The organism is Acinetobacter sp. Ac_3412 (assembly GCF_013072675.1).
GTDB classification, from domain to species: Bacteria; Pseudomonadota; Gammaproteobacteria; order Pseudomonadales; family Moraxellaceae; genus Acinetobacter; species Acinetobacter higginsii.
The window spans coordinates 311,569-337,795 of sequence record NZ_LXUJ01000012.1; the positions used below are offsets into that span (position 1 = coordinate 311,569).

Sequence of the window (26,227 nt, forward strand, 5' to 3'; positions counted from 1 at the left end):
TTAATAAATAATTCTATATCAAGAATGGTAAAACCTTATGCCACCAATATGGCATTTTGATCATTTGCAGCTTTCTTACTATTCCACCAATCAATTATCTCCTGATAGTCAAAATACACGGCAGCCTGCCTAGCCGTTCCATCTTTGTATTTTCTAGGAAATGAGTCATCTTCTTGCATCATTTTATCTAGTTTACTTGCTGTAACTGATAAAAATGTACATACTTCTTTCTTTGTTAATCTTAATTTTATCATATATTATTCTCCAATTTATTATTATAAATACTATCTATATCAATATTATACTCTTTCATAAACTTTTTTCTCATACGATGAATACTACTCCTACAGTAGAAAATTTCCTCATTCCCATTTTTCAAACTGTAATAAAACTTCTTATCTGCGTTGTTAGTTATTTTATCTAGCTCGATTACTCTACTAAAATCTGGTAACTGTAATTCACTTAACCGCTGTTTGAAAAATTTATCCAAATTATCTATATCAAACCATTGCCAAGCAAATCTCAAATCCCAATCAGTAAGTTGTGGTGGATTAATCTTAATTTCTGATCGGATCATCATATCAGCAAGTGCCTTTTGTTCAGAAGTCACAATACATTTATTATTCTTTGCTTGCTCTATCTCTTTGCCTTTATGATAAAAATTTAACATCCATCTTTTAGATTTCATACCAAAGTAAACTCCATTTTGATAAATAGTTTTACTTCTATATGGATAATACCCACCCTTTTTTATTTGCTCTAAATAATTTAATGCTAAATTCTTATTATCAAAAACTATATCTTGCTTAACATGAATTTTATATATTCTGAATTTCCCTTGACGAATTATTTCATACTGATCAATTGTTGGCTGGATCACACTCATTTCTTCAAGTTTCAGAAGCACCTCACTAACTAAATTATAAACACTATCACAACCTTCAATATTTTGACCGTTCAGCCATTTATAAAAATTACCACTAATTTTTAATTTTTCATTTACAGATTTAACTTCTAATTTATGGTTATTATCTGATTCTATAATTTTTGGACGATATGAATACTGTGCTTGATCATAATCCAAATTTTCATTTAAATATAAGGTCAATCCACTAGATACTTTTTTCGGATCATGGGTTACATCTACAACCACATCTAACCAATCTATTTGAATTTTATTTATTTTCTTCATTTTTACTCCTATTATAGTTTAATTATTTTTACTAATACTAAAATTCAAACATAAAAAATCCACAATAAGCTACAGCTTAAAGTGTTTGGCATAAAGATTGATTACCATTATGAATGAAGCAATATTATTATAGTTATTTTATTTTCAAAATTTGAACAAATGTATAGTTAATATTAATAACTAGTATTTAGTATTACATAAACTTTATAAAAAGTCAAGTTCCATACTATTAGCTTAAACAGCTAACCGTTATTAAAAATAAAAAAGACTTATCACATGATAAGCCTCTATACATCCCGCAAAGTATTTTAATTTCTTATACTACCAAACTTATAGTTACCATAATTGGTTTTAACTTCAACCTCCCGAACATAATTAGGCTCACAACCAATAGATAATTTAATCATACGACCAAAAGATAAATTAGCTGGTAACTTCTTATCACGATCATATTTAGTTATATGACAGTTATTCCCACGATTAATGATGATGTCATTTACAGTGACTTGATCTGCCTTTGCCTGAATAACAATATCATATACTAGTCTTTCATACATTTGCGTCATAAATTGATTAGGACTATATGATACCTCTACAGGCTCCCCTTCTAATAGTTGTTTAACAGGATTTACGCTACCCTCATCTGTATATCCCTCATCACTTTCTATATTTGCATCACCACTTTCTATAGCTGCACCTTCATCTGCTTTAGCACTCGCATCAGCTAAAATACCAACAACATCTTCAGCAGAAGCAACAGCTTCTTCTGCTTCGGCTTGTGCCGTTTGAGCTCCTACTGCTTGCGTATTTTTAGATTCACTGCATCCTATTACAAAATATAGAGATGTCACCATTACACTGCAATACAACGACTTTTTGATCATATTTACCCCACCATTATTAGTCATAACTCGTTGTTAACATACTCAATAAACTCTTTTCCGACATGTGATTAGATTTAAAAAGTTAAACAACAAACGTAACTAAAGTTTAATAATTTACGTAATTAAAATCAAATATTACGTAACTATTAGTTAAGCTGCTTATTTTGAGGGAATGAAAAATGATGATGAAAAAACCTTATTTGCAAATCGTTTGATAAAAGCTATGCAAGCTAAAGGTTATGAAGCTAAGGCTTCTGTTCTAGAAAGAGAGTTCAATTTGAACTATTCTGGCAAACCCATGACACTACATGGAGTTAGAAAATGGCTCATCGGGGAATCTATTCCATCAGGTGACAAACTCCTTACGCTTGCTAAATGGTTAGAAGTTCCACCAGAAGAATTAGCCTTCGAAAAAGATATTCAAAAAGCTATTGCTCAACGTGAAGCGCGTTGGAAACAAGATATTGGATATAAAGATAAAGAAGTATTTGAAGCCTTTATCAATCTCCCCTCTCACCATAAAAAACTAGTTAGAGAGTTAATTATTGCGCTATCCAATCAAAATAAATATTGAGATTCAATTTTGTTTGTCTATAAAGTTTCGCTGCGCATACTCATAAGGCGTGATATAAGCTTTTTGCTCGATAGTCTCTAACCAATCGCTCCAAGCATTCATAATTTTTATTCTTTCTTCAATATATTGTGCAATATGAGTATAAGCCCCAACTGTATTATTCCTCTCTTCATGACTCATTTGCTTTTCAAGAGCATCTTTTTGAAAAACAGACATTTCTCCTAATGCTGATCTTGCAAGTGCTCTAAAGCCATGCAAACTAATTTCATCTTTGGAATATCCCATACGGCGTAAAGCATCATTTGGTGTATTCTCACTAAGAAAATTATCTTTATCATTTAAACTTGGAAAAACTTTATCACAATTACCACTATATTTTTGTATTTCCTCAAGTAAAATTATAGCTTGAGGAGACAAAGGTACAATGTGGTTACTTTTCATCTTAGCCCCTCGAGAAGAATGCTTAATCCCCTCAACTTTATCTCTAGTAGCAGGTATTACCCATTGTTTCTTATCGAAATTAACCTCTGACCATCTAGCAAATCTTAACTCACTAGATCTTGCAAAGGTATGCAAAGCAAATTGTAAAAATAATTTAGTAAGGCCACGTCCATTATCTGCTTTTATTCTATTCATCAGTTCAGGTATAGATTCTAGTTCTTTAAATGTAGCCCTATGATTTTTTTGAGCTGACAAGTCCATGCCCCCTAGTTCCCGAGCACTATTAAAGCCAATAATATTATGCTGCACAGCATAACTAAAGATTGAAATAAGGTCAGATCTAATCCTTTGAGCATTATCAGGTGAGTCTGTATAAATTTGGTTTAGGGCAGCTCGTAACTCATTTAATCCAATTTGATCAATTGTCTTATTTATAAATTTCGGAAATAAATGATTTTCAAACTTTCTTAAACGCTTGTGTTTGGTATCCGCACTTAAAGATGACTTTAAAGCATAAGAATCTAACCAACTTCTAGTTACATTTTCTAAAGAATAAGAATTATTTTGCTTGTGAAACTGTATTTCTCTTTGCTGCTTTGGATCTAATCCTTCTGCTAAGTACTTCTTAAATTCTGCTCTCTTTTCCCTAGCCTTACTTAAACTTAAATCGGGGTAAGTCCCTACGCTAAGCTTAACCACCTTATTTGTAATTTTATTTTTGTATTTGAATTGCCAACTCTTTGTACCAGAAGCTCTTACAAGAAGATATAGACCATCACCATCATGTAAAGAGTACTCTCTATTCGTAGGCTTTGCAGAAGAACATTTGGTATCTGAAAGCGGTTTAACCTTTATTGCCATTGAATACAAACATGCCTATACGATGAGGTGCTCTTAAAGGTACTCATTTAACACAAGTGTATCAAGGTATATAAGGTGATATAAATATGGGAATTTCAGATAAATTAGGAATTTTTAAAGACATTTTATTATAATAATTAATATATCTTGAAAGATATGGTCCCGAGGGTCGGACTCGAACCGACACGTCATCTCTGACAGCGGATTTTGAGTCCGCCGCGTCTACCAATTTCACCACCTCGGGAAGAGTGCGATGCTTTGTGTTGCGTATAATAACCTGTTTGATTTTATTGTCAAACACTAACTCACGCTTATTGCTCACTTTTAAATCACTCAGATATTTTTCTGCTTATAAACACGCGAACTCAGCGAGAAAATGCAAAAAAGACTATACTACGCCCAATTTTTGCAATGTTTTAGATGTATGCAACTCTCCGACTTTTCGTTTGATCTCCCCGATGAACTTATTGCTCGCTATCCATTAGACAGCCGTAGCGCCTCTCGCCTACTACATATCGATGCCAAAGGCCAATATCATGACCATGCCTTTACCGATATTCTCGATCTACTTGAAGACGGTGATTTGCTGGTACTGAATGACACCAAAGTCATGAAAGCACGCTTAAAAGGCAAACGTGCCACAGGTGGCGCAATCGAAGTTCTGGTTGAACGCATGTTAGATACTCACACTGCGCATTGCCATATCAAATCAAGCAACTCACCCAAAGCAGGTGCAGAACTGTATATCGGTGAAGATGCGGTTCCTGTCACGGTACAAGGTCGCCATGAAAACCTGTTTGTGGTGGAATTTTCACAACCGATTTTGTCGGTACTGGATCAATACGGCCAACTCCCGATTCCACCTTATTTCAACCGTGAAGCCGAAGAGATTGATACCGAACGTTATCAAACTGTTTTCCACGACCCTGAAAAAATTGCCAGTGTGGCTGCGCCAACAGCGAGTCTGCATTTCGACCAAGGCTTATTAGAAAAACTAGCAGCCAAAGGCGTACAAAAAACCTTTGTCACGCTACATGTCGGTGCAGGCACATTTATGCCTGTGCGTACCACAGACATTACCAACCACATTATGCACAGTGAATGGTGTGATGTACCACAAGCCACGATTGACCTGATTTTGGCAACTAAAGCGCGTGGCAATAAAGTGATTGCAGTAGGCACTACAGCGACCCGTGCCTTAGAAAGTGCAGCACAAGCCAATCAAGGCAAAATTGCAGCTTGGACTGGTGATACGCAAATCTTTATCTATCCGGGTTATCAGTTCTGTATCGTGGATCGTTTGATTACCAACTTCCATTTACCTGAATCGACCTTACTGATGTTGGTTTCAGCACTATCGAATCGAGACAATATTTTGGCTGCTTATACCCATGCAGTTGAACAACGTTATCGCTTCTTTAGTTATGGCGATGCGATGCTGGTGGATAAGATCGACGCTTAAAAAGTGATTAATCGACTAAATTACGGTTTAGTCGATTTTCTCAATAAAATGCTTTGGTAAAAGTCATTCATTCAAAATAATAAAACACAGCTAAATGCAGATTATAGACTTCTTAGTTTCTGAAATTTAACGCATAATTCAAACAAGACCACCCCATTATAATGAAACGATTATTTCCATGCCGATCGACACTGTACAACAAACGCTGCATATCAGACGTAAAAAAAATGCGCAGGTTTTTCGCAATATTGCACGACTGTGGGATGTTGGACAGAAAGCGCATAGTGATCAAGCTCTATTAGATGCCTTGCATCCTTGGCGTGACGATCACAGCCTGCGTTTTTTTAATGTCCTACCCTATTTATTCGCACTGATCAGTATTGGCACCTTAGTGTTTGGTTATTTTCTCCATCCGCATATTCAATATATCTGGAGTCTACTCGGGGCATTTTTAACCGGTTTTCTGGCCTATCTGCTTTATGAACCACAAGAACCACTAACACGCGTCATTCATTATTTAGAAGAACGTATGACCGTATTGCGTTATGGTTTGCAGTTCCAGCAATTGCCTGCTTATTTACCGATTCAAGCGCAACCTCTTTTGGTGATCAGCAAGTTAAAGCAACATTTCCCCTTATTCAATCGCGGCAATGAAGCCAACGAAATTACCCAATACGCATCAACCACATGGCATGATGGCAACACAGAACATCAGGTTCTAGTGTTTCAGTATCACTATGTCAGTGAAATGCCGATCCTTCCAGATCAGAATAGTGATAAAAAAATCGTTAAAGAAATCCATAAAGATTTGTGGGGCGCGTTTATTTTTCAAATGCCAGCCTTAGGGATTGCCGTCAGCAATCAACGCTCTCGTTTTTTTGAACCTTATACTAGCTCATGGCAAAGCAGCGATATTTTGATTAACCAAGAATTGAATATTTTTGGCTTAGATCAACACCGACTCGCAAAAGAAGTCAGCCCTAGCCTGACCTTAAAATTACATGATTTTTTTCAACATTTTACAGGCGATTTAATTTATCATCATGAGGAGCAAATCATGTGTTACGTCGGCGAACAAAATCTTTTCCAGACCGCCAGTAAACGCAGTGACATTCAGGATATTCCCGCATTACGTGGACACTTAAGAACCATGACCATGCCGCAATATCATAAGTTTCAACAATTGATGCTGAATTTAATTCGCTAATCATTGAGCAATAACAATAAGGGGAATGGCGATGACAGGTTTACTGATCTTCTTGGGAATTTTTGTCGCACTGATCGTGTGGGGCATTTCTATCCGTAATAATATCGTGCGTTATTTTAATGCCACCAAACGGGCATGGTCAGAAGTGGCTAACTTTGAACGTCAAAAAGTAAAGACCTTAGAGGCCTTGGAAGCAACGCTGGATCAATATACTCAATTTGAAAAATCCACCTTGGAAAAAGTCACTGAGTTACGTCAACAGATTCTCAACCTGAATGTGAATGACACGGATATTTCACAGTTACAACAGATTGAGAAAATGAGTAAGGAACTGATTCGTAGCCTGAATGTGGTAGTCGAAAATTATCCTGAACTGAAAGCCGACGCGCTGTATAGCAAGATGATGGATGATATTCAGGAACAAAACGAAAATGTCGGTGCGGCCATTACCATCTTTAACCGCAACGTAGAATTATTTAATAACCAAATCGAAGTGTTCCCGAATAATCTGATCAATACGCTGACTTTATCCAAGAAAGCCATTCGCCCGTTTAAGGATAATCTGGCGACTGAAAATTTTGACTATAAGCCGAATTTTTAGTGCGGTAGTTATACACATTAGCATCTTACCGTTATCTCACTAATTTCAGCAAAAACCTTCGGTTGGAGTTACTTTTGTTTTGGCAAAAGTAACCAAAACCCTTGCACAGCTTTAATCGCTGTTCATAGACTGACTGTACATCCCTGCTACCGCAGCCTAACGCGGCGGCATCCATGCCGCCATTCCGATAGCAAATTTCCTCACAAATTTCGCATTACAAAATGCAAAAACCTTATTAACGTAAATAAGCATTTACTTCTCAACTTTCAAACAAATATCAATCAAAACTTATTAAACTAAATCTATTTTATCTCTCGCTACATTTAGTAGTAGAACTACACGCCATAATCGGGGAAAATAGCCGCTTTCGATCAGCGAACTGTTTTTTCGCCTCCTTGCGCTGCAATCAAAGTAGCACTTCGATCTTGCTCAGGTTATTACATGAAATTTGAAAAATTAGGCCAGTCGGGGCGCGCCCGTCGTGGTCGACTTACTTTAGAACATGGTGTGGTTGAAACCCCTGTGTTTATGCCTGTGGGTACTTATGGTACGGTTAAAGGCATGCTCCCGCGTGACATTGAAGAAATTCAGGCACAAATTATCTTAGGAAATACCTTCCACCTTTACTTACGTCCAGGTTTGGAAGTGATTAAAGAGCATGGCGGTCTGCATGAGTTTATCCAATGGGATAAACCAATTTTGACTGACTCAGGCGGTTTCCAAGTGTTTAGCTTGGGCGCAATGCGTAAAATCAAAGAAGAAGGTGTCACCTTCCGCTCTCCGATTGATGGTTCAAAGGTGTTCTTGTCTCCAGAAATTTCAATGGAGATCCAACATGTATTGAACTCAGATATCGTGATGATTTTTGATGAATGTACCCCTTACCCTGCCACGCATGAAGAAGCGCAAAAATCATTGCAGCTTTCTTTACGCTGGGCGAAACGTTGTAAAACCCATCACCATGATGAGCTTAACAATAAAAATGCCTTATTCGGCATTATTCAAGGTGGCATGTACGAAGACCTGCGTGACGAGTCACTCAAAGGCTTGTTAGAAGTTGGTTTTGATGGTTATGCGATTGGTGGCTTATCAGTCGGCGAACCAAAAGAAGAAATGATCAAGGTGCTTGATTATTTACCTAACAAAATGCCTCAGGACAAACCGCGTTATTTAATGGGCGTGGGTAAACCAGAGGATATCGTGGAAGCGGTTCGCCGTGGTGTCGATATGTTTGACTGTGTGATGCCAACCCGTAATGCCCGTAATGGTCATTATTTTGTTACCGATGGTTTGGTCAGAATCCGTAATAGTAAATATCGCCATGATAAAGGGCCTTTAGACCCACATTGTGACTGCTACACTTGTAAAAACTTTACTCGTGCCTATTTATATCATTTAGAGAAGTGTGGTGAGATGCTGGCATCAATGCTTGGCACCATCCACAACTTGCGTTACTACCAACGCCTGACGCAAGGTATGCGTGATGCATTGGATAATGGCACATTTGATGAGTACGTTCAGGACTTTTATGCCCGTCGTGGATTAGAAGTTCCAGCATGTCCAGAGGACTAAGCGGAACGATTTGCATCAAGATTTGCGCCTGATCGCAAGACAAGGTACATTGCAAAACGAATTGGAATTTATTGTTAATTTTTTGCCTTTTAATTTTAGGAAATCGAAATGAGTTTTTTCATCTCTACTGCTCACGCGGCTCCTGCTGCGACACAAGGTCCAAGCCTCATGGCAAACTTATTGATGATCGCGGTATTCATCGCAATCTTCTATTTCTTGATCTGGAGACCTCAGGCAAAACGTGCTAAAGAACATCGTTCTTTAATCGAAAGCTTGGGTGTAGGCAGTGAAATCGTGTTTGCTGGTGGTTTAATGGGGAGAATTACCAAGCTTGAAGGTGACTTTGCAGTAGTTGAACTCACTCGCGGTGTTGAGGTAAAAATCCAACGTGCGAGTGTCATTTCAGTATTACCTGAAGGCACATTAAATAACCTTTAATCATAAAATAGTCGTGCCTCAGCACGACTTTTTCATTTAAGAAGAAAGCGAATGCGTTACCCTGCATGGAAATATTTACTGATCCTTGTGGTACTTGTGATCAGTACGTTATATGCACTTCCAAGTCTGTATCCAGATGAACCTGCTGTCCAAATTTCTGGGGCAAAAGCAGGCACCAAAATTGATCAGACGATCGTGCAAAAAGCTGAGCAGATTTTAAAAACTGCCGACATTAGCAGTCACGACAATAGCTTTACCAATAACGCGGCCTTATTACGCTTAAACTCTTCTGAAGAACAGTTAAAAGCCAAAGAAGTATTACGCCGTGATTTAGGTGATGACTATGTAGTTGCCCTCAACCTTGCGCCGACCACACCAGAATGGTTGCAAAAGATTGGGGCAAAACCGATGAAACTCGGTTTGGACTTACGTGGCGGTGTACACTTCTTGCTCGAAGTCGACATGGATAAAGCAATTAGTCAGCGTATGGAAACATCTGCGACTGATTTGCGTCGTCAATTCCGTGATAACAAAATCAAATTTAACAACCTTGCTTTAAATAACAATACCATTACCGTCCAGTTTGCCAGCAATGCAGACCGTGATGCAGCGGCCGATTTTTTACGTCGTAATGGCAATGAATTTACTCAGCAAGCAGTTGCAACCTCATCTGGTGCAACCTTAAGACTGAATTATACCGACACTCGTCGTCAGGAAATTCAATCTTATGCAGTGAATCAAAACTTAACCACTTTACGTAACCGTATTAACGAACTCGGTGTGGCTGAAGCACTGGTACAAACCCAAGGTAGCAACCGTATTGTGGTTGAATTACCGGGTGTACAAGATACCGCAGAAGCAAAACGTGTCTTGGGTCGTACGGCGAACTTAGAGTTCCGTTTAGTCGCGGATAGTAATGATCAATATATTGACCCATATACAGGGAAATATAATGGTCAGCCGCTTCCTCCGGGTACTGAAGTCTTTGCTTATCAGTCGTTAGACAGTGGTCGTCAATTGCTGTTACAACGTAACCGTATTTTGACGGGTGAACGTGTTCAAAACGCAAGTTCTGGCTTTAGCCAAGACTCTGGTGGTGCTGAAGTAAACATCACCCTAGACTCTTCTGGCGGTAAGTTGATGGCAGATGCCACTCGTGGTGCTGTCGGCAAGCGCATGGCCGTTTTGTTTATCGAAAATAAACAAAAGATCTCTTATGTTGCTGATCCAAATACAGGTGTTCAAACCGAAGTTCGCACCCCATATACCGAATCTGTGGTAATCAACGCTGCGACGATCCAAGCGGTATTGGGTTCACAATTCCGTATTACTGGTCTAGATTCACCACAAGAAGCGGCTGAGCTTGCCTTGATGCTTCGTGCAGGTGCTTTGGCTGCGCCAATGTACTTCGTTGAAGAACGTGTCGTGGGTCCAAGCCTTGGTCAAGAAAACATTGATAAGGGCGTATTATCGACCCAAATCGGTTTCTTGCTGGTTGCGATCTGGATGATCGTGTTCTTCCGTCTATTCGGTTTAATCGCGAACTTTGCCTTGGTCTTTAACCTTGCCATGATCTTAACGGTAATGTCTTGGATTGGAGCTTCCCTCACCTTGCCGGGTATTGCAGGTATCGTAATTACCATTGGTATGGCGGTTGATGCCAACGTCCTGATCTGTGAACGAATACGAGAGGAAATGCTCTGGGGCGCCTCGCCCAAACAGGCGATTGTGGCCGGTTATGATCGGGCCTATAACACCATTCTTGACTCGAACTTAACCACGTTCATTGTTGCGTTTATTTTATTCGCGATTGGTACAGGTCCGATCAAAGGCTTCGCAGTCACCTTGATGATTGGTATTATTTGTTCGATGTTTACTGCAATTACAGTAACCCGTGCAATCGTACAGCTCATTTATGGCAAACGCCGTAATTTGAACAAGTTGAGTATTTAAGGAGATTCACATGACTGATCTGACTCAACAAGACTCAAAGCAATACGGTCGCCCAGATGATCTAAAAATCATCCCATTCATGAAGATTGCCAAACCTGCGGCTATCTTCTCGATTCTGATTACCATTGCCAGTATCTTCTTTATCGTAACGAAAGGTCTCAATCTTGGTTTGGACTTTACTGGTGGTATCTCGGCTGAATTAAACTACAAGCAAGGAGTTCAACCTGCGCAAGTGGTTCAAGCACTTGATCGTGCAGGCTTTAAAGATGCTGTGGTACAAACTTTAGGCAGTAGTACTGACCTCATCGTACGTATGCCAGTACAAGAAGACCTGAATGTTGAAGACCTGAGCAATAGCATCACCAAAGCGGTTCAATTACCGAACAACACCGTAGAAGTTCACAAAGTGGACTCTGTCGGTGGTGCAGTGGGTAATGAACTCTATGTCCGCTCTGCGGGTGCGGTTGCACTGGCATTGATCTTAATGTTGATCTACGTCACCGTTCGCTTTGAGTTTAAAATGGCAGTCGGCGCTGTAATGTCATTATTCCATGACATTATCATCATTTTTGGTGCCTTTGCGCTGTTCCAGTGGCCATTCGACTTAACCGTACTTGCGGCTGTACTTGCGGTGATTGGTTTCTCACTCAACGATAACATCGTTGTTTCAGACCGTATCCGTGAAAACTTCCGTAAGATTCGCGGTGCTACACCTCGTGAAATCGTAGATATCGCCTTAACAGAAACTTTACGTCGTACCATCCATACCTCGATGACCCTATTACTCGTGGTCCTTGCCATGATGTTCTTAGGCGGTGATGGCTTACACTGGTTCTCTATGGCAATGTTTGTCGGTATCTTTGTTGGTACTTACTCATCGATCTATATCGGTACAGCATACGCTTTATGGCGTGGTCTGAATCGTCAGGACTTTATTGTTCAAGTTAAACCTGAATTTGAAGAAGATCAGATTCCTTAAATCTGATCTTCTTGAAACTAAAAATGCCAGCGAAATGCTGGCATTTTTGTATGGGTATCAAAGCAAATCAGAACTTAAACAGACGTTTATCATCCATGTTTTCACATACAGTTGCACTGAATTATCCTTTCATTAATGGATAATCATAATCTCCCCACTTGCTGGTTTGAATGCCTAAACCATGCAAGCTTTCAATCAGTTTTACCGCAGCCCGAACCCCATCAATAATCGGAATACCAAGCTCTAGACTGACCTGATCTGCCATCTCGGCCATGCCGCCACAACCCAATACAATTGCACCAATCCCATCATGCATTTTAGCTTGCTGACAGCTTGCCAATAATTTTTCATATGCCGCTTGCTTATCATGTTCCAATGCCAATACGGGGAGATCTATGCATCGAATCTGTGCGCATTTTCGTTCAAATCCATATTGATGCAATAAATGTTCAGCAATAATTTTGGTTCGGGCTAAGGTAGTCACAATCGAAAATTTTGTTGCCACCAAACTGGCCATATGAAATGCTGCTTCGGCAATACCAATCACAGGCGCCTGAGCCAATTCTCTAGCCGCATGCAAGGCTGGATCACCAAAGCAGGCGATAATATGCCCATCGACCTGTTGTGCTTTCCCTTGTTGAATTAACTCCAGCACTCCAATGGCAGACATTGCCTCATCATAATGCCCTTCAATTGAAGGAACACCATTCTTTGGAGATTGGGCTATAATTTCGGTATCTGCCGCGGCCACCCGACGTGCAGCCTCAGCAATCGATGCGGTCATTTCGACACAGGTATTTGGATTAATGATCTGAATTCGAGTCGCGTTTCTCATTTCTGCACATTTTTAATTCAAAAAATAAGATTGATCATATTTCAATCCAACTGGTCTAAACAGTTAAAATCTAAAATTAAATATTTAAACAAATATAATCAATTAATTAATAATAAATTTAAACCAATAAAAAGAAGTTGGCTTAATTTCTGCATCACTGGTCTGAACAGTTGTTTATCTTGAAGACCCGTCATGAGCGATAACCCGAACTATAGTCCTAAACTCTCCAATGAAGATCTCACCCCTGCTCAACAAAATTGGACTTGGTACAACATCTTTTCCTTTTGGATGTCCGATGTGCATAGTATGGGCGGCTATGTGGTCGCAGCGAGCTTATTTTCACTCGGTCTTGCCAGCTGGCAAGTTCTGCTTGCCTTACTCATTGGTATCGTGATTGTTCAAGTTGCGGCGAACTTGGTCGCAAAGCCCAGTCAAATTTCAGGGGTTCCCTATGCCGTCATCTCTCGCCAAGCCTTCGGGATTTATGGGGCCTATATTCCTGCCTTAATTCGCGGCCTGATTGCAGTTTCATGGTACGGCATTCAAACCTGGTTGGCATCCAATGCCCTGATGATGATTCTACTTAAGTTCTATCCAGCCTTACACCCGCTTACACTGACAGAGTTTGCAGGTCTAAGTACGATTGGCTGGATCTGTTTTGGTTTTATTTGGGCGATACAAGCATTGGTTTTCTGGAAAGGCATGGACACCATCAAGGTCTTCATCGATTGGGCAGGTCCAATGGTCTATGTGGTGATGTTAGCGCTGGCATTATGGTTGGTGTGGAAAGCGGGTTGGCATAATATTTCCTTTAATCTCAGTGATAAACAGCTCAGCGTCAATCAGCAGATCATGCAAACCATTGTGGCCATTGCATTGGTGGTGTCTTATTTCTCAGGTCCCTTACTCAACTTTGGTGATTTCTCCCGTTATGGCAAAGATATGCAACAGGTTAAAAAAGGGAACTTCTGGGGACTGCCGTTTAACTTTATTTTCTTTGCCATCATTGTGGTGATGATTGTTTCTGGTACCTTTAGTGTTTTTGGAAAAATGGTACATGATCCACTCGAAACGGTTGCCATGATCGATAACGGATTGGTGGTGGTGCTCGGTTTATTGACGGTATTAACTGCGACCATTGGCATTAATATTGTGGCGAATTTCGTTTCAGCAGGTTTTGACTTCTCTAATCTCGCGCCTCGTTTTCTTAATTTTCGCAGAGCAGGCATGATTGCAGCGATCGGTTCCATCTTTATCACCCCATGGAATTTATTTAATTCCCCAGAACTGATTCACTATACCCTTGATACTTTAGCGGCTTTTATCGGTCCACTGTTTGGTATTCTACTTGCTGACTTTTATCTGATTAACCAACAAAAAGTACGGGTCGATGACTTATTCAGCGATCAACCCACTGCAGCCTATTACTATCAAAAAGGCATCAATAAAAAAGCGGTGATGAGCTTAGTGGCAGCAGTCAGTATCGGCCTGCTGTTGGTTCTTATTCCGAGTTTTCAGTTTTTGGCGCCCTTCAACTGGTTTATTGGCGTTATGCTTGGCAGCAGTTTTTACTATCGCCTCTCTCGGGAAAGTGTCGTTTTAAAAGCAAAGAGTATCCATCATCAGCAAAGCTTAAATCTTCCTCAAAACCATCAATAACTGCATTGATGGTAGTTGGTCTCTAATGCTGAATGATCTGAATTTTTGGAAACTGAAAACCTCGGCAAGACTGCTCTGCCCGCCATGCAATGGTGACCACGATTTTCTGGTTCAGGATAAAGTTCTGGTAAGCAAAAGTGCCAATCAATGGATGCGAACACATGCCGCCCTGATCAGAGGGATGCACCTGCGTATTCAAACTATTCAGGTCTAAACGAATACCAAGACCTGACGCTTTCAATACCGCCTCTTTGGTGGTCCAGACCCGCAGCCAATATTCTGGGTCCTGATCTTGCTGCAGCCAAGTTTGGTATTCTTCGGTATGAAAAGCATGTTTTGCCAAGGCATCAAAACGCACTTTACGATCCAGTTCTTCGACATCAATCCCAAGATCTTTGACCCGTTCACTCATCGCCAAGGCATAATATTGCAGGCTATGGGTATGGTTAAAATGTAATGCATGCGAAATTAGAAAGGGCTTACCATGTTCATGTTTGGAAAAACTGAGCGCAGCAACATCACTTTGCAGTCGTTGCGCCAACAGATGATTACGGTAGTCCCTGATTTGCTGTTTTTTATAATGGTTAAAGCTGCTTAAATCAGCAAAATCGGTTTTAGGCTTTTCAAGCAGTTGTGCCAATGCCTGAACATGGATTTCAATTTCACGTAGCGTCATTGGCTCAACCTGATCAAATCACTTAAAACTTCACAATATCGCCTTTCAGTGCAACACTGGCCACTGCCATACCTTTATAGCATTGATAAGTGGTCGAATTTTGTGATTCATTCTTTTTAAAATAACTCACGATATTGGTCACTGCATTGGCACCACGCGCTTTTGCTGCTTTGTCTAACTGGATTAATGCCGAACGAAGCACCCAATCACATGACTTTTCAGCTGACTTACCAAAACCATTGGTTTTCTGATTGGTGACGATATCTTGTTCTAATACTTTTCCACCTGATTTAGTACCTTTAAGATAAAACTTTACTGTTCCATCGAGGGTTCCATCAGCAACTGCGCGGTCTACCGCCGCTTTAAAATCCAGATTATGCACGGTATCCGCAGCTTGAACAGATGCAGCAAAACCAGTCGTTAATACAGTTGCTAAGAATAATTGTTTGATTGACATTATGATGCCCCTTGCTTGTTATGTTGTTCGTTTAAAAATCAGTGAGGTATTAATCCCACCAAAAGCGAAGTTATTGCTCATCATGATATTGATCTCACTCGCTCTCACTTGCTGAGTAATATAATCTAAATCACCACATTGTGGATCAATTTCATCCAGATTCAACGTTGGAATCAATTCCCCACGCTGCATCATTTCTATACCCAACCAAGCTTCAATTGCCCCACACGCCCCCAAGGTATGTCCAAAATAACTCTTTAGTGAGCTGATGGGTTTACGCCCCAAAATCCTTGCCGTAGCTTGGCTTTCAGCAATGTCTCCTTGATCGGTTGAAGTACCATGCGCATTGACATAGTCAATCTGGCTGGCATCCAGTTGGGCATCTTTCAATGCCATTTGCATGCATTGCCCCATCCGCTCACTATCAGGCTTGGTCACATGCTGTCCATCGGTATTGCTCGCATAGCCAATGATCTCCGCGTAAATGGTGGCGCCGCGCTGCTTGGCATGTTCATATTCTTCAAGAATCAAACAACCAGCGCCCTCGCCAATCACCAAGCCGTCTCGTCGTGTATCAAACGGTCGTGGTGATTTTTCAGGATGATCATTCATCCCACTGGTCGCCAATAAAACATCAAAAACGGCAGCACCTGCGGCACTCAGCTCTTCCGCGCCGCCTGCAAGCATAAGCGTTTGTTTACCGTATTTAATCGCTTCATAGGCCTGACCAATCGCCATTGAACCTGAGGTGCATGCACTCGAGGTTGGCAAGGTAAGCCCTTTCAGACCGAAATAAACGGTCATGTTCACAGCACTGGTATGTGACATCATGCGGATATAGGTGGTGGCATTGATCTTACTCATGTCTTGATCAATCAGCATATTGCCAAACTCGCGTACCGCATCCACACTGCCTGCAGATGAGCCAAAGGCCACACCAGCCTCACCACTGCTCAATATCTCATGACCGATTAAGCCTGCATCTTGCAAGGCATTCTCAGCACTGATGACCGACATTAACGCGACACGTCCCATGCCTCGTGTCACCTTACGGTTAAAATGCTTGGCGACTTGAAAATCTGTCACTGGGCCTGCAAGCTTGGTTCTTAAATCTGGATATTGCTCCCACTCGGACATATAGCAAATACCGCTTTTACCCGCATGGAATTGAGCAAAGATGTCATCCGCATTTTCACCCAGCGAGGTAATTCCTGCCATGCCTGTAACCACAACACGCTTCATCAAATCAGTCCTCCATTGACCGAAATCACCTGACGGGTAATATAAGAGGCTTCATCTGAACAGAGAAATTTCACCACAGCCGCCACTTCATCCACCTGCCCCATGCGCTGCATTGGAATCATTTTTAATGCATGCTCTTTGACTTCATCGGTGACCATTTCCGTTTCAATCAGACCAGGTGCCACACAGTTCACCGTGATTTTGCGCTTGGCCAATTCCAAAGCCAATGCCTTGGTTGCCCCAATCAAGCCTGCTTTTGCTGCACTATAATTCACCTGTCCACGATTACCCATAATGCCTGAGACCGAAGAAAGCGTCACGATTCGCCCACCTTTGCGTAAATGGATCATCGGCATGATCAAGGGTTTAAGCACATTATAAAAACCGTCTAAAGAGGTCGAAATGACCTCATCCCAGTCCTGATCAGTTAATGCAGGGAAAGCACCGTCATGAGTAAGACCGGCGTTTAGTACTACCCCATAAAAAGCACCATGCTGTTCTACATCTTGTTCTAATAAACTTTTGACATGCTCACGTTCATTCACATCAAATAATAAATAATGGCTGTTTTGCCCAAGCTTTTGAATCTGCTCAACCACCTGAGCTGCCTCAGCCTCACGTGAACGGGCGTGAATGGTCACATCAAAACCTGCCTGAGCCAATTGCAATGCGATTGCTTTACCAATGCCACGACTTGAACCCGTGACCAATATTCTTCTATTCATTGTTGTTCCTAAAACTATAATGCCAATGTCGATTGATCAGCCGGTTCATAAACACTGAGTAAGGCACTGATCACCTGCTCAGCCCCTTCAATCTCGCAAGAAAACTGCCCCAGACCTTCATGCAGATATTGCTGCTCGACCCGAATCCTCAAGGTCTGTCCAAGCGCAAAATACGCAAAGGGTAAATGTAGCTTGCGTGTTCCCAACAAAAACCCCACTTTTGGTGCTTGCTGTAATTGTTGCCCCATCCAACCTGAATAGGCACTAATGGTTTGCGCCATAATTTCAATACTTGTCCACGTCGGTAAACCCGCCGCCTCACAAAACATTAATTCAGGACGAATGGTCAATTCAGCAATCGCATAACCCTCATTGGCCTCAACCAAATGATCAATAAAGACCATAGGTTGTTGATGTGGAATATATTCAATCGCATCTAATTTCATTTGGTGCTGTACCCCAAATAACAAACTGATATTGCTGCCACCAAAGGCAAAAGAATTACTCAATACATAGCGAATGTTCTCGGTCTGCCGAGCATCTGTGACATAGTTTTGATCCGCCAGCTCAGAATCAAGCTCAACCTGTTGATGCAAAGGCAAGCCGCTTTGATCTTTTAATAATTGGGTACAGATAAAAGCTTCTATCGCACCCGCCGCTCCCAAACAATGTCCAGTTTTATGCTTGGTACTACTTAAGGGCACATTCAAGCCTTGAAAGACTTGTCGAACAGCCTTGATTTCCATCGCATCATTTTGCGGTGTGGCAGTTCCATGCAAATTGATATATCCCACCTCTTGCGCTGTTATCGCCGCACTGTCCAAGGCGCGCTGCATCGCGGTCGCTGCACCTAGACCTTCAGGATGCGGCGCAGAAATATGCCATGCATCCATCGATTCACCCACACCATATAACATGATCGGTGCGGAGGCTTTGGTCAGTAAAAATAAAGCCGCGGCTTCGCCAATGTTAATGCCATCTCGATTGACACCGCAGGGTTGGCAAATATCTGCCGATAAACTTTCCAAACTGTTAAAACCATTTAAGGTCAGTTGGCATAAGGTATCGACACCACCAACCAATACCGCATCAGCTAAGCCAGCCTGAATTAAACGTTGTCCTGCGGCAAAAGCCTTGGCGCTGGAAGAACAGGCCGTCGAAATGGTATAAGCCGCCCCTTGCCAGCCGAGATAAATTTGTAAAGCATTGGCTAGGCAGCCCATTTCTTGCGGTTGATGCATAATTTCAATGGCAGCATTCCCATCAAAATACTGTTTCAATAACAGCTCACTGTCGGATATTCCCGAAGTCGAAGTCCCCATTACAATACTGAGACGTTTTGAATCAATGCTGGCAATCTGCTGTTGAAGTTCAGTCTCAATTTCTTGCAAAGCAGTCAAAGCAAAGCGTAGATTACGCGAGTCAAATCGAGCTAGCGATTCAGGCACAGTCTCAATCAATGCCTCTGCATAGCGTCCGACCCAAACAGCACGATCGGCTAAAAATCCTGCTTCCAGTGTCAGGGTATTGTCAGGAGTCGTTAGACCTTCACGAATCTGCTGAATATCCTGACCTAATGCAGAAAGCCCAACACTTAGGGGAATACCGACTGCTTGCAACTGAGATAAAGATTGACTCATGGCTGCACTCCTTGCTCAGATTGATCGCCATTCAAAGTATTTTCAATCGGGCTCAAGGTCATGCGGTACGGTACCTGCAGATTATCAAGCTCAATGCTCTTGTCTTGCGTTTGAATCGCTAATACCGCCTTTTCAGCAATAAAAACTTGCTGTTGCGTTGCCGATTGTTGTACCCGAACAGACTGTTGTCCTAACTGAGCAAACTGAGGATAGGTTGCGAATAACAGATCTCGAACCACAAACTCAAAAGGCAGTAGGCGCATCTGATCAATGCGTTGCTGTACCTTGACCTGCTGCCCATCAAACTGTAATTGGAACAAAGGCTGTCCAGTTAAACCCAAAGCAAGCAGACTGAGTTGCTGACCTTGCTGCTGTTGATACAGTAAGAAGCTAAAGCTTTTATCCTTCCACTGCACTTCAACTTGATCTTGCCGTTGATATTGCTGTGCTGGCCAATGACTGCTTTTCAGTCCCTGTGCATGGGGCGTCAGCTGACAGCCACTCAACAGCAACATGCTACAGCATAATAAGTTGATCCAGATCCGTTGCATATTAAACCTCTAAGGCTTTCTCTTGCGCGACGCCTTCACGGCAATACTCGGCCAAGGTGCTTAAACGGCGTTTGGCATTTTTATGAATCGGATTTTGATCATCCCATGCATAACCTGCCAATAATGATGAAACCATACGACGAATGTTGTCATTTTGATTACTTGCGAATACCACATCCTGAAACTCGCCTTCGTACCAAGACTCGACATAAGCACGAAACACTTTAATCCCTTTACGCAGCGGTAATTCGTACTCCTGCATCCAATCCACCTGTTCACCTTGCAACACTCGATCAACTAAAGGAATTGCCAGACTGGAAGATTTTAATGCAATGGTCACTCCCGATGAAAATACAGGATCGAGAAACTCACCTGCATTGCCGAGCAAGGCATAATTCCGACCTGCCAAATGTTTGACGTTTGCCGAATAACCAACCAAGGTACGTACAGGCGTATCAAATTTCGCCTGTGCTAAGACCTGAGATAATGCAGCATCATCTGCCAGAATCCGTTTCAATAACAGCTCTGGTTCATTCTGAGCGGCATCTTCAACCTGATAATGATCAAAGAAATCCTGCTCTGCCACCACACCAAAGGAAGCTCGACCATCAGCAAAAGGAATCAGCCAATACCAAGCACGACGGTCTTTTTCATGCACGGTAATTAAAATTTTGTCACGGTCAAAATCAGCACGATCACCAATCCCATCTTCAATATGGGTAAACAAGGCACGACGCACTGGGAAATTGGATGGGCTTTCTAAATCTAAAAACTTCGGTAAGATACGGCCAAAACCACTGGCATCCAATAAAAACTTGGCTTGAATCTGATAGTGCTGCTGTGCCTCATCTAGCACGGTTAAAACAGGGTGTTCCACCTCAACATCGATCGCAACAACTTCATGTCCAAAACGAATATCTGCACCATATTGCTGTGCTTGTTGAGCCAGTAAGTGATCGAAGTCAGCACGGCGAACTTGCCAAGTAGTACCAGGCCCCGTGCTAAATTTTTCAGTAAAATCATAATGGCTACGTTTTTCACCACACAAAAATGCCGCGCCATTTTTAAACTGAAATGCACGAGATTGAACATGTTCCCGTACAGTTTCTAATAAGCCCGCTTCTTCCAAAAATACCATGCACTGCGGCAATAAAGATTCACCAATCGAAAAGCGTGGAAAATATTGTTTTTCAATCACCGTGACCGCATAGCCTTTTTGACGAAGCAAGGCTGCGGCTGAACTACCAGAAGGTCCAGCACCAATAATTACCACATCGGCTGTTTGTATCATCTTCATTATTGCCCCTAAAAATTAGATTTTTTTAATGCTCTTCTAAATTCACAATATGGTGCTGATCAGCTGGTGTAAGCAAAGTCGCATAAACAAATGAAAAAATCACACCCAATAAAACGGTTAGACCAAAACAATGAATCGCATAAGTATGACTCAATGATAAGAGTCCAAAGCCCAATAAGGTCGACATCATACACAAAAACAGCGCCATGCCAACCACCTGAGGATGGTCATGTCCATGCCGATAGAAAATCGCATAATCCACACCAATCCCAATGATCAAGAAGGTTCCCATAATACTGAATAAGTTAATTTCCACACCCAACCATGCCTGTACCGCAAAGGTACTGATCAGCGCCAAAGTCACAGGTAAAACCAGCGGCATAATCGAGCGCCTGCCATAGACCAAGCCCAAACCTAGCGCCAATCCCAATAAGGCATAGATCAATAAATGCTGCGCTTGCTGACGATGCTGTGCAAACGCACTAGACAGCGTACTGACAGGTTGTTGGAAATCAATCTGTGCGGATTCAAGTTGCTGTAATCGCTGCGCCTGTTTAACCCCACGCACCATGACCAGACGCTCAGTAGGGCTGAGCTGTAAAAATGCCAAAGGATGTTGTTGAAACACCTGTTCCGTGAGTAAAGGTTGCTGCTGCATTTGTTGTTGCCATTGCAGTAGATCAGCAAAATTCAACCCCATGCTTTCCGCATACTTTTTCAGTGCCGTGGCAGGAATCTGCTGAAGTAGCTGCACATTTTGTTGCTGCTGAGCCAAAGGAGGAATCCATTGTCCCAAAGCTTGAAAACCGTCAATCTGTCCCTGAGTCTGCAATTGCTGCAATTGATCAATCAATTGTGCTTCTTGCTGCTCAAGCGCAGCACTGGAGTGTGCACGCACAACAAAATAATCACTGCTTTGCTGCTGGGCAAACAAGGAACGAATATATTGATCTTCCTGTTTCAGCTTGGCATCCATACTTTGCAAGTTTCGAATATCATCATTGGATTGCAGAGCAAATAGACTGCCTCCTCCAATCAGCAAGATACCCAAAATAAAGCCATAGCGTAGTTTTTGATGTTGCTGAAACCATTGTCTGGCCATTCCAATCCAAGCTAAGCGTCGAATTGCAGCTTGTGCATTCAGCGGAGCTAAGCGCGGTAGGAGCAATACACTGGTGATCCAGGCAGCAATCAAACCGACAATTGAAAACACCGCAATTTGCCTAAAGGCTGGAAACGGCGTAAAGCTCAGAAAAATATAGGCCACAACCGTGGTCATTAAGCCCATAAATAAGCTTGGCAACAGCGGTCTAAGAATCCTAAAGCCATCCAGTTTACGGTGCTGCGATTGCATTGCCATAAAATAGAAAGAGAAATCGACACACACCCCGATCAGACTGGCACCAAAGACCAGAGTCATCAGATGGATTTCACCAAACACCAGATGTGTCACCGCAAATGCCAATAAGCTCCCCGTCGACACTGCGATAAATTCAGTCATGAGCGGTCGGAATGAACGGAAGCCAAACCAGACCAACAGGATTAAGCCCAAGGTCGAACCGAGGCCAATGGTTGAAATTTCCTGCTTGGCCGACTGGGTTCCATAATTAGAAAATAAAATGGTCCCCGTCCAATGCGATTGAACCTGCAACTTGTTCAGCTCAGGCTGCAACTGTTCAATCCAAGCGCTGACCTGTTCCTGATAATCAATGTTATAAGGACTCTGTTTTAATTGCAGAACCAATAAGCGTGAGGTCTTTTGCTCATCATGAATGGTTGCAAAACCATCTTCCAGCTCAACATTGCTTGAAAGCTGATTGGCCACACTCAACATATAGCGTGGAAACAGCAATAAAGGGTCTTGCTGTAATGAGGTCGCGGTAATCGGCATCCCGACACTCATTAACTGCATCAGGCTTTGTTCGGTCAGTGCCTCATAATCCTGCTGTTGCAAAAACTGTCGGTCTTGTTGATTCAGCAAACCTGCCCGATGTTGATATAGCTGTTTGGAAAACTGTGCTAAATCCAACTGTGGTCGAAGCGGTTGCCACAGGTCACTGTGTAGTAACTTCTGTTGAAACAACTGAGTGGCTTGCGCTAAGGCCTGTTGATCCTGACTTTCTAAAACAACAAAGACTTTTTCATTGAGCTGATCACTCATATATTGCTGTGTTTTAGCAAGCTCAGGATTTTTTTGCGTTTCAGGCAGCAAAGCAAAAATATTGGTCTGGATATGGATCTCTTTTTTGACCCATGCCACTGCCAGCGCAAGTCCAACAATGGTTAAAAGAACTAACCAAATGGCAGTAAATTTATTTTGCCAATTGGAAAAGCGCATCTTCAGCAGCCGTCAGTTGATTCGGTTGAGTGGTTTGATTACGGAATAAAATCGTGGTGCTGTTATTGGCCTGTTCTTGAATCACGATCTTATTCACATACTGTTGTCCTTGCGCATCAATTCTCAGGAACAACTTTTTAAATAGCGCTGATTTAGGTGTTAACGCGATATTCCAGCCTGTCGGGCTGTAATTGGCGAATAACACATTAAAATTCTTCGCCAAAGCTTTATCATCACCCGACATCAGTTGCAAAAATAAGGTCGCAACCGAACTATAAGGCGATTGGTCAATCTGGATCTGGCTATAGGTTCGTTGTGTTTTCTGGATGAGTTTCTTTTGGGTTACGATCAAATCGGCTTGCACAGGTCGTTTAATTTGCCAAAGTACACCATTTGATTTCGCAAAGGTCAGTGTGCCATTGGAAACAAAAGTCTTGTTTAAACTTGCCAACTTTTTTTGCTGTTCAAAATCGGCGCGGATGAGTTCACTTTTAGCAAGCTGATTAAAAATTGTCGAGACCTGATCCGCATGTGCCGATACGGAAACACTCAAGCTGAACAATACACTAACAACACTAAGTAATAACCAGCAAGCACGCTGTTGCATCAATGCAACAAGGCGATTGAGATTCAGAAAACCAGAATTAACCATGCGGGTGCTCCTTAAACGCATCCCATGCATTTAAACAATCCAGTAAAATTTGCGGAGACTGGAAACACATTTCTCGGGTCTCCATATTCACAGCCACTTGCGTGGTATAGCCTTTGGTTAAACGTCGTCCAGTGTTTGCATCAAGAATCAGATATTCAATTTTTAAACGGTTTTCCCATTCTTTTAAAATCGCGCGAACTTTAATTTTCTGTTCAAACTCAATGCCTTGTACATAACGCACATGGCTTTCAATCACAGGCCATGCGTAGCCCGATGCTCTCATCTGATTGTAGTTATAATTAAACTGTTCCAATAACTTACAACGCGCAATTTCGAAATACTTTAAATAATGTCCATGCCAGACCACATTCATGGTATCGACATCATGAAATGGGATTTCAATGATTACATCTGCCTGCATCTGTCGCTCCTAGACCTGTTGCTGGAATTGATTGAACAATTCAAAGTTGTCGAAACGATCAATAATCTGTTGTAGTTCAGTTTGTAAAGGACGATCTTCTTGCAGTAGTGCAAAACTTTGTAAGGTCCACTCGACAAAGGCCTTTAGAGGCGGGCTTAATTGAGATTCAACACCTTTCAAATGTACAGCCTGCACACTGGCACAACATAAGGCCGCCAAAACCTGCTGTGTCAAGGTAATGACCCGAGTCGCATCTCGGGCGGCAATGGTCCCCATACTGACTTTGTCTTGGTTATGGCATTCGGTCGAACGTGAGAAAATAGACGCGGCCAAGGTATGTTTCAAGGCTTCTGCGGTCCAAGCCGAAACCCCAATTTGTACCGCTTTAAAACCATGATTCAAAGGCAGGCGCTCGGCACTGGCACCCGTTAAATTGCGTGCTAAACCATGATTCATTTTATGGTCGACCAGCTGTGCAATTTGTCGGTCCATCAAGTCGGCAATATTGGCGATCATAATCTTCAAACTGTCCATGGCTTGCGCAATATGCCCGCCATAGAAATGACCACCATGCAGCACCCGTAAATTCACAGGATCGATCAATGGGTTATCATTGCTGGAATTTAATTCATTTTCGATAAATTGACGCAACCATGTTTTTGAATCTTCAAACACACCAATAATATGCGGCGCACAGCGTAAAGAATAACGATCCTGTAAACGTGGACTTTGGTGTGCTGTCTGCACTTCACTGTTCAGCCATTCGCGTAATTGCTGGGCAATCTGCTGCTGACCTTGATGCGGTTTTTGGGCAAACAAGACTTCATCAAAATGACTTGGATTACCTTCTAAGGCCAAGACATTTAAAGCGGTGATCAAGGTACTGGCCAATGCCACCTGCTCTGCTTTTTTATAGTTTAAGCAGGCAATCGCCGTCATCACCGCGGTACCATTCATCAGTGCCAAGCCTTCTTTCGGGCGTAACACCAAGGCGTCCAAGCCTTGCTCTGCATAGACTTGTGCAATCGGTACAATCTTGCCTTGTGCATAGACATCACGCTCACCAACCAAAGCACCTGCAATATAGGACAGAGGCGTCAGATCACCACTTGCCCCAACAGAGCCTTCCGATGGAATCACTGGAATAATGTTTTCATTCAGCATCCAGACCAGACGCTCCAGCAAGGCCAAAGACACCCCCGAATAACCTCGTGCAAGTGAACAAAGACGAGTCACCACCACTGCACGGGCAGTGATCAAATCCAGATTTTCACCGAGACCGCAGCCATGAAAACGAGACAGATGCAAAGGCAATTCATTGACTTGATGCATCGGAATTTCAACCAGACATGAATCCCCATAGCCTGTGGTAACGCCGTAGATCACGCCTTCATCCAGCAACAGCTGATCTAAAAAGTCAGCCCCACGCTGAATCAATTCACGCCAAGCTGTTGCTGTCGGTAAAGCCACTTGACGCTGTTGTCGAGCAACCGCCACCACATCTTCAATACTGAGTGGCTGCTCGCCGACAATCAGAACCGGCTTGAGCATTGCTTCACTTTGACTTGCA

Annotated in this window: 25 protein-coding genes, 1 tRNA gene and 1 pseudogene; 9 read left to right on the forward strand and 18 right to left on the reverse strand. The window is 42.1% G+C overall.

Annotated elements, in window-relative coordinates:
* Window positions 1–35 precede the first annotated feature (35 nt).
* From A7P54_RS16730 to A7P54_RS16740, 3 genes are all read right to left on the reverse strand, one after another.
* Window positions 36–254 carry an AlpA family phage regulatory protein gene (locus tag A7P54_RS16730; protein ID WP_171550250.1) on the reverse strand — a complete coding sequence of 73 codons (219 nt, stop codon included), beginning with the start codon at window positions 252–254 and terminating at the stop codon, window positions 36–38.
* Window positions 251–1,192 (reverse strand): phage/plasmid replication protein, II/X family, encoded by a 942-nt coding sequence (locus A7P54_RS16735; protein WP_171550251.1) that lies wholly within the window; start codon window positions 1,190–1,192, stop codon window positions 251–253. Before A7P54_RS16735 ends, A7P54_RS16730 begins: the two co-directional genes overlap by 4 nt.
* Before the next feature lie 308 nt (window positions 1,193–1,500).
* Window positions 1,501–2,100 carry a hypothetical protein gene (locus tag A7P54_RS16740; RefSeq protein ID WP_171550252.1) on the reverse strand — a complete coding sequence of 200 codons (600 nt, stop codon included), beginning with the start codon at window positions 2,098–2,100 and terminating at the stop codon, window positions 1,501–1,503.
* Between the two features lie 148 nt (window positions 2,101–2,248).
* On the opposite strand from A7P54_RS16740, the gene A7P54_RS16745 reads away from it, so the two are divergent.
* The gene (locus A7P54_RS16745) at window positions 2,249–2,650 is read left to right on the forward strand and encodes a hypothetical protein (RefSeq protein WP_004775576.1); all 402 of its coding nucleotides are present in this window, start codon (window positions 2,249–2,251) and stop codon (window positions 2,648–2,650) included.
* A gap of 3 nt (window positions 2,651–2,653) precedes the next feature.
* Here the strand turns inward: A7P54_RS16745 and A7P54_RS16750 are convergent, their stop codons facing one another.
* Entirely contained in the window at window positions 2,654–3,952 is a 1,299-nt protein-coding gene (locus tag A7P54_RS16750) for an integrase arm-type DNA-binding domain-containing protein (protein ID WP_171550253.1), read from the reverse strand.
* Window positions 3,953–4,109: 157 nt separating this feature from the next.
* Window positions 4,110–4,196: transfer RNA gene (locus A7P54_RS16755), tRNA-Leu, on the reverse strand.
* Between the two features lie 180 nt (window positions 4,197–4,376).
* Between A7P54_RS16755 and queA the strand changes: the two genes are divergently transcribed.
* From queA to secF, 7 genes are all read left to right on the forward strand, one after another.
* Window positions 4,377–5,414: a tRNA preQ1(34) S-adenosylmethionine ribosyltransferase-isomerase QueA gene (gene queA, locus A7P54_RS16760; RefSeq protein WP_171550254.1), complete on the forward strand. Its 1,038-nt coding sequence runs from the start codon at window positions 4,377–4,379 to the stop codon at window positions 5,412–5,414.
* Window positions 5,415–5,592: 178 nt separating this feature from the next.
* Window positions 5,593–6,621, forward strand: a complete 1,029-nt coding sequence (locus A7P54_RS16765) for a hypothetical protein (protein ID WP_171550255.1) — start codon at window positions 5,593–5,595, stop codon at window positions 6,619–6,621.
* Window positions 6,622–6,652: 31 nt separating this feature from the next.
* Complete coding sequence (locus tag A7P54_RS16770) at window positions 6,653–7,222, forward strand: LemA family protein (protein ID WP_004802705.1); 570 nt, start codon at window positions 6,653–6,655, stop codon at window positions 7,220–7,222.
* Between the two features lie 441 nt (window positions 7,223–7,663).
* A complete protein-coding gene (gene tgt / locus A7P54_RS16775) occupies window positions 7,664–8,794 on the forward strand; it encodes a tRNA guanosine(34) transglycosylase Tgt (RefSeq protein WP_004802704.1) in 1,131 nt (376 codons plus the stop codon).
* A gap of 108 nt (window positions 8,795–8,902) precedes the next feature.
* Window positions 8,903–9,232 (forward strand): preprotein translocase subunit YajC, encoded by a 330-nt coding sequence (gene yajC / locus A7P54_RS16780; protein ID WP_004802702.1) that lies wholly within the window; start codon window positions 8,903–8,905, stop codon window positions 9,230–9,232.
* Window positions 9,233–9,283: 51 nt separating this feature from the next.
* A complete protein-coding gene (secD, locus tag A7P54_RS16785; RefSeq protein ID WP_171550256.1) occupies window positions 9,284–11,185 on the forward strand; it encodes a protein translocase subunit SecD in 1,902 nt (633 codons plus the stop codon).
* A gap of 10 nt (window positions 11,186–11,195) precedes the next feature.
* The gene (gene secF, locus A7P54_RS16790) at window positions 11,196–12,164 is read left to right on the forward strand and encodes a protein translocase subunit SecF (protein ID WP_004802697.1); all 969 of its coding nucleotides are present in this window, start codon (window positions 11,196–11,198) and stop codon (window positions 12,162–12,164) included.
* 121 nt (window positions 12,165–12,285) lie between these two features.
* Here secF and A7P54_RS16795 read toward each other — a convergent pair whose 3' ends face one another.
* Window positions 12,286–12,999, reverse strand: coding sequence for an aspartate/glutamate racemase family protein (locus tag A7P54_RS16795; RefSeq protein WP_171550257.1), 714 nt, complete (start codon window positions 12,997–12,999; stop codon window positions 12,286–12,288).
* A 192-nt stretch (window positions 13,000–13,191) separates the two neighbouring features.
* Here A7P54_RS16795 and A7P54_RS16800 point away from each other — a divergent pair, with 192 nt between their 5' ends.
* Window positions 13,192–14,658 (forward strand): NCS1 family nucleobase:cation symporter-1, encoded by a 1,467-nt coding sequence (locus tag A7P54_RS16800; protein WP_171550258.1) that lies wholly within the window; start codon window positions 13,192–13,194, stop codon window positions 14,656–14,658.
* Between the two features lie 22 nt (window positions 14,659–14,680).
* Here the strand turns inward: A7P54_RS16800 and A7P54_RS16805 are convergent, their stop codons facing one another.
* The 12 genes and pseudogenes from A7P54_RS16805 to A7P54_RS16855 all read right to left on the reverse strand — a co-directional run bounded on the left by A7P54_RS16805 (window position 14,681) and on the right by A7P54_RS16855 (window position 26,208).
* Complete coding sequence (locus A7P54_RS16805; RefSeq protein ID WP_171550259.1) at window positions 14,681–15,334, reverse strand: 4'-phosphopantetheinyl transferase superfamily protein; 654 nt, start codon at window positions 15,332–15,334, stop codon at window positions 14,681–14,683.
* A 22-nt stretch (window positions 15,335–15,356) separates the two neighbouring features.
* The gene (locus A7P54_RS16810; RefSeq protein ID WP_004652495.1) at window positions 15,357–15,791 is read right to left on the reverse strand and encodes a hypothetical protein; all 435 of its coding nucleotides are present in this window, start codon (window positions 15,789–15,791) and stop codon (window positions 15,357–15,359) included.
* Between the two features lie 18 nt (window positions 15,792–15,809).
* A complete protein-coding gene (locus A7P54_RS16815; protein WP_005206318.1) occupies window positions 15,810–17,033 on the reverse strand; it encodes a beta-ketoacyl-ACP synthase in 1,224 nt (407 codons plus the stop codon).
* On the reverse strand, window positions 17,033–17,758 hold the full coding sequence (locus tag A7P54_RS16820; RefSeq protein ID WP_005322351.1) for a 3-ketoacyl-ACP reductase FabG2: 726 nt from the start codon (window positions 17,756–17,758) through the stop codon (window positions 17,033–17,035). The genes A7P54_RS16815 and A7P54_RS16820 overlap by 1 nt, the downstream gene beginning before the upstream one ends.
* A 14-nt stretch (window positions 17,759–17,772) precedes the next feature.
* The gene (locus tag A7P54_RS18860; RefSeq protein ID WP_216077155.1) at window positions 17,773–18,204 is read right to left on the reverse strand and encodes a 3-hydroxylacyl-ACP dehydratase; all 432 of its coding nucleotides are present in this window, start codon (window positions 18,202–18,204) and stop codon (window positions 17,773–17,775) included.
* 6 nt (window positions 18,205–18,210) lie between these two features.
* Window positions 18,211–19,398: pseudogene (locus A7P54_RS16825) on the reverse strand (beta-ketoacyl-[acyl-carrier-protein] synthase family protein); the annotation flags it as partial.
* Window positions 19,395–19,949 (reverse strand): DUF3261 domain-containing protein, encoded by a 555-nt coding sequence (locus A7P54_RS16830; protein ID WP_171550261.1) that lies wholly within the window; start codon window positions 19,947–19,949, stop codon window positions 19,395–19,397. The gene A7P54_RS16830 and the pseudogene A7P54_RS16825, both read right to left, overlap by 4 nt.
* Window position 19,950: 1 nt before the next feature.
* Window positions 19,951–21,240, reverse strand: a complete 1,290-nt coding sequence (locus tag A7P54_RS16835) for an NAD(P)/FAD-dependent oxidoreductase (RefSeq protein WP_171550304.1) — start codon at window positions 21,238–21,240, stop codon at window positions 19,951–19,953.
* A gap of 31 nt (window positions 21,241–21,271) precedes the next feature.
* On the reverse strand, window positions 21,272–23,584 hold the full coding sequence (locus A7P54_RS16840; protein WP_171550262.1) for a hypothetical protein: 2,313 nt from the start codon (window positions 23,582–23,584) through the stop codon (window positions 21,272–21,274).
* Entirely contained in the window at window positions 23,559–24,191 is a 633-nt protein-coding gene (locus A7P54_RS16845; RefSeq protein WP_252728632.1) for an outer membrane lipoprotein carrier protein LolA, read from the reverse strand. Before A7P54_RS16845 ends, A7P54_RS16840 begins: the two co-directional genes overlap by 26 nt.
* 37 nt (window positions 24,192–24,228) lie before the next feature.
* The gene (locus A7P54_RS16850) at window positions 24,229–24,657 is read right to left on the reverse strand and encodes an acyl-CoA thioesterase (RefSeq protein ID WP_004802675.1); all 429 of its coding nucleotides are present in this window, start codon (window positions 24,655–24,657) and stop codon (window positions 24,229–24,231) included.
* A 9-nt stretch (window positions 24,658–24,666) separates the two neighbouring features.
* Window positions 24,667–26,208 (reverse strand): aromatic amino acid ammonia-lyase, encoded by a 1,542-nt coding sequence (locus A7P54_RS16855; protein ID WP_171550305.1) that lies wholly within the window; start codon window positions 26,206–26,208, stop codon window positions 24,667–24,669.
* Window positions 26,209–26,227: the final 19 nt, after the last annotated feature.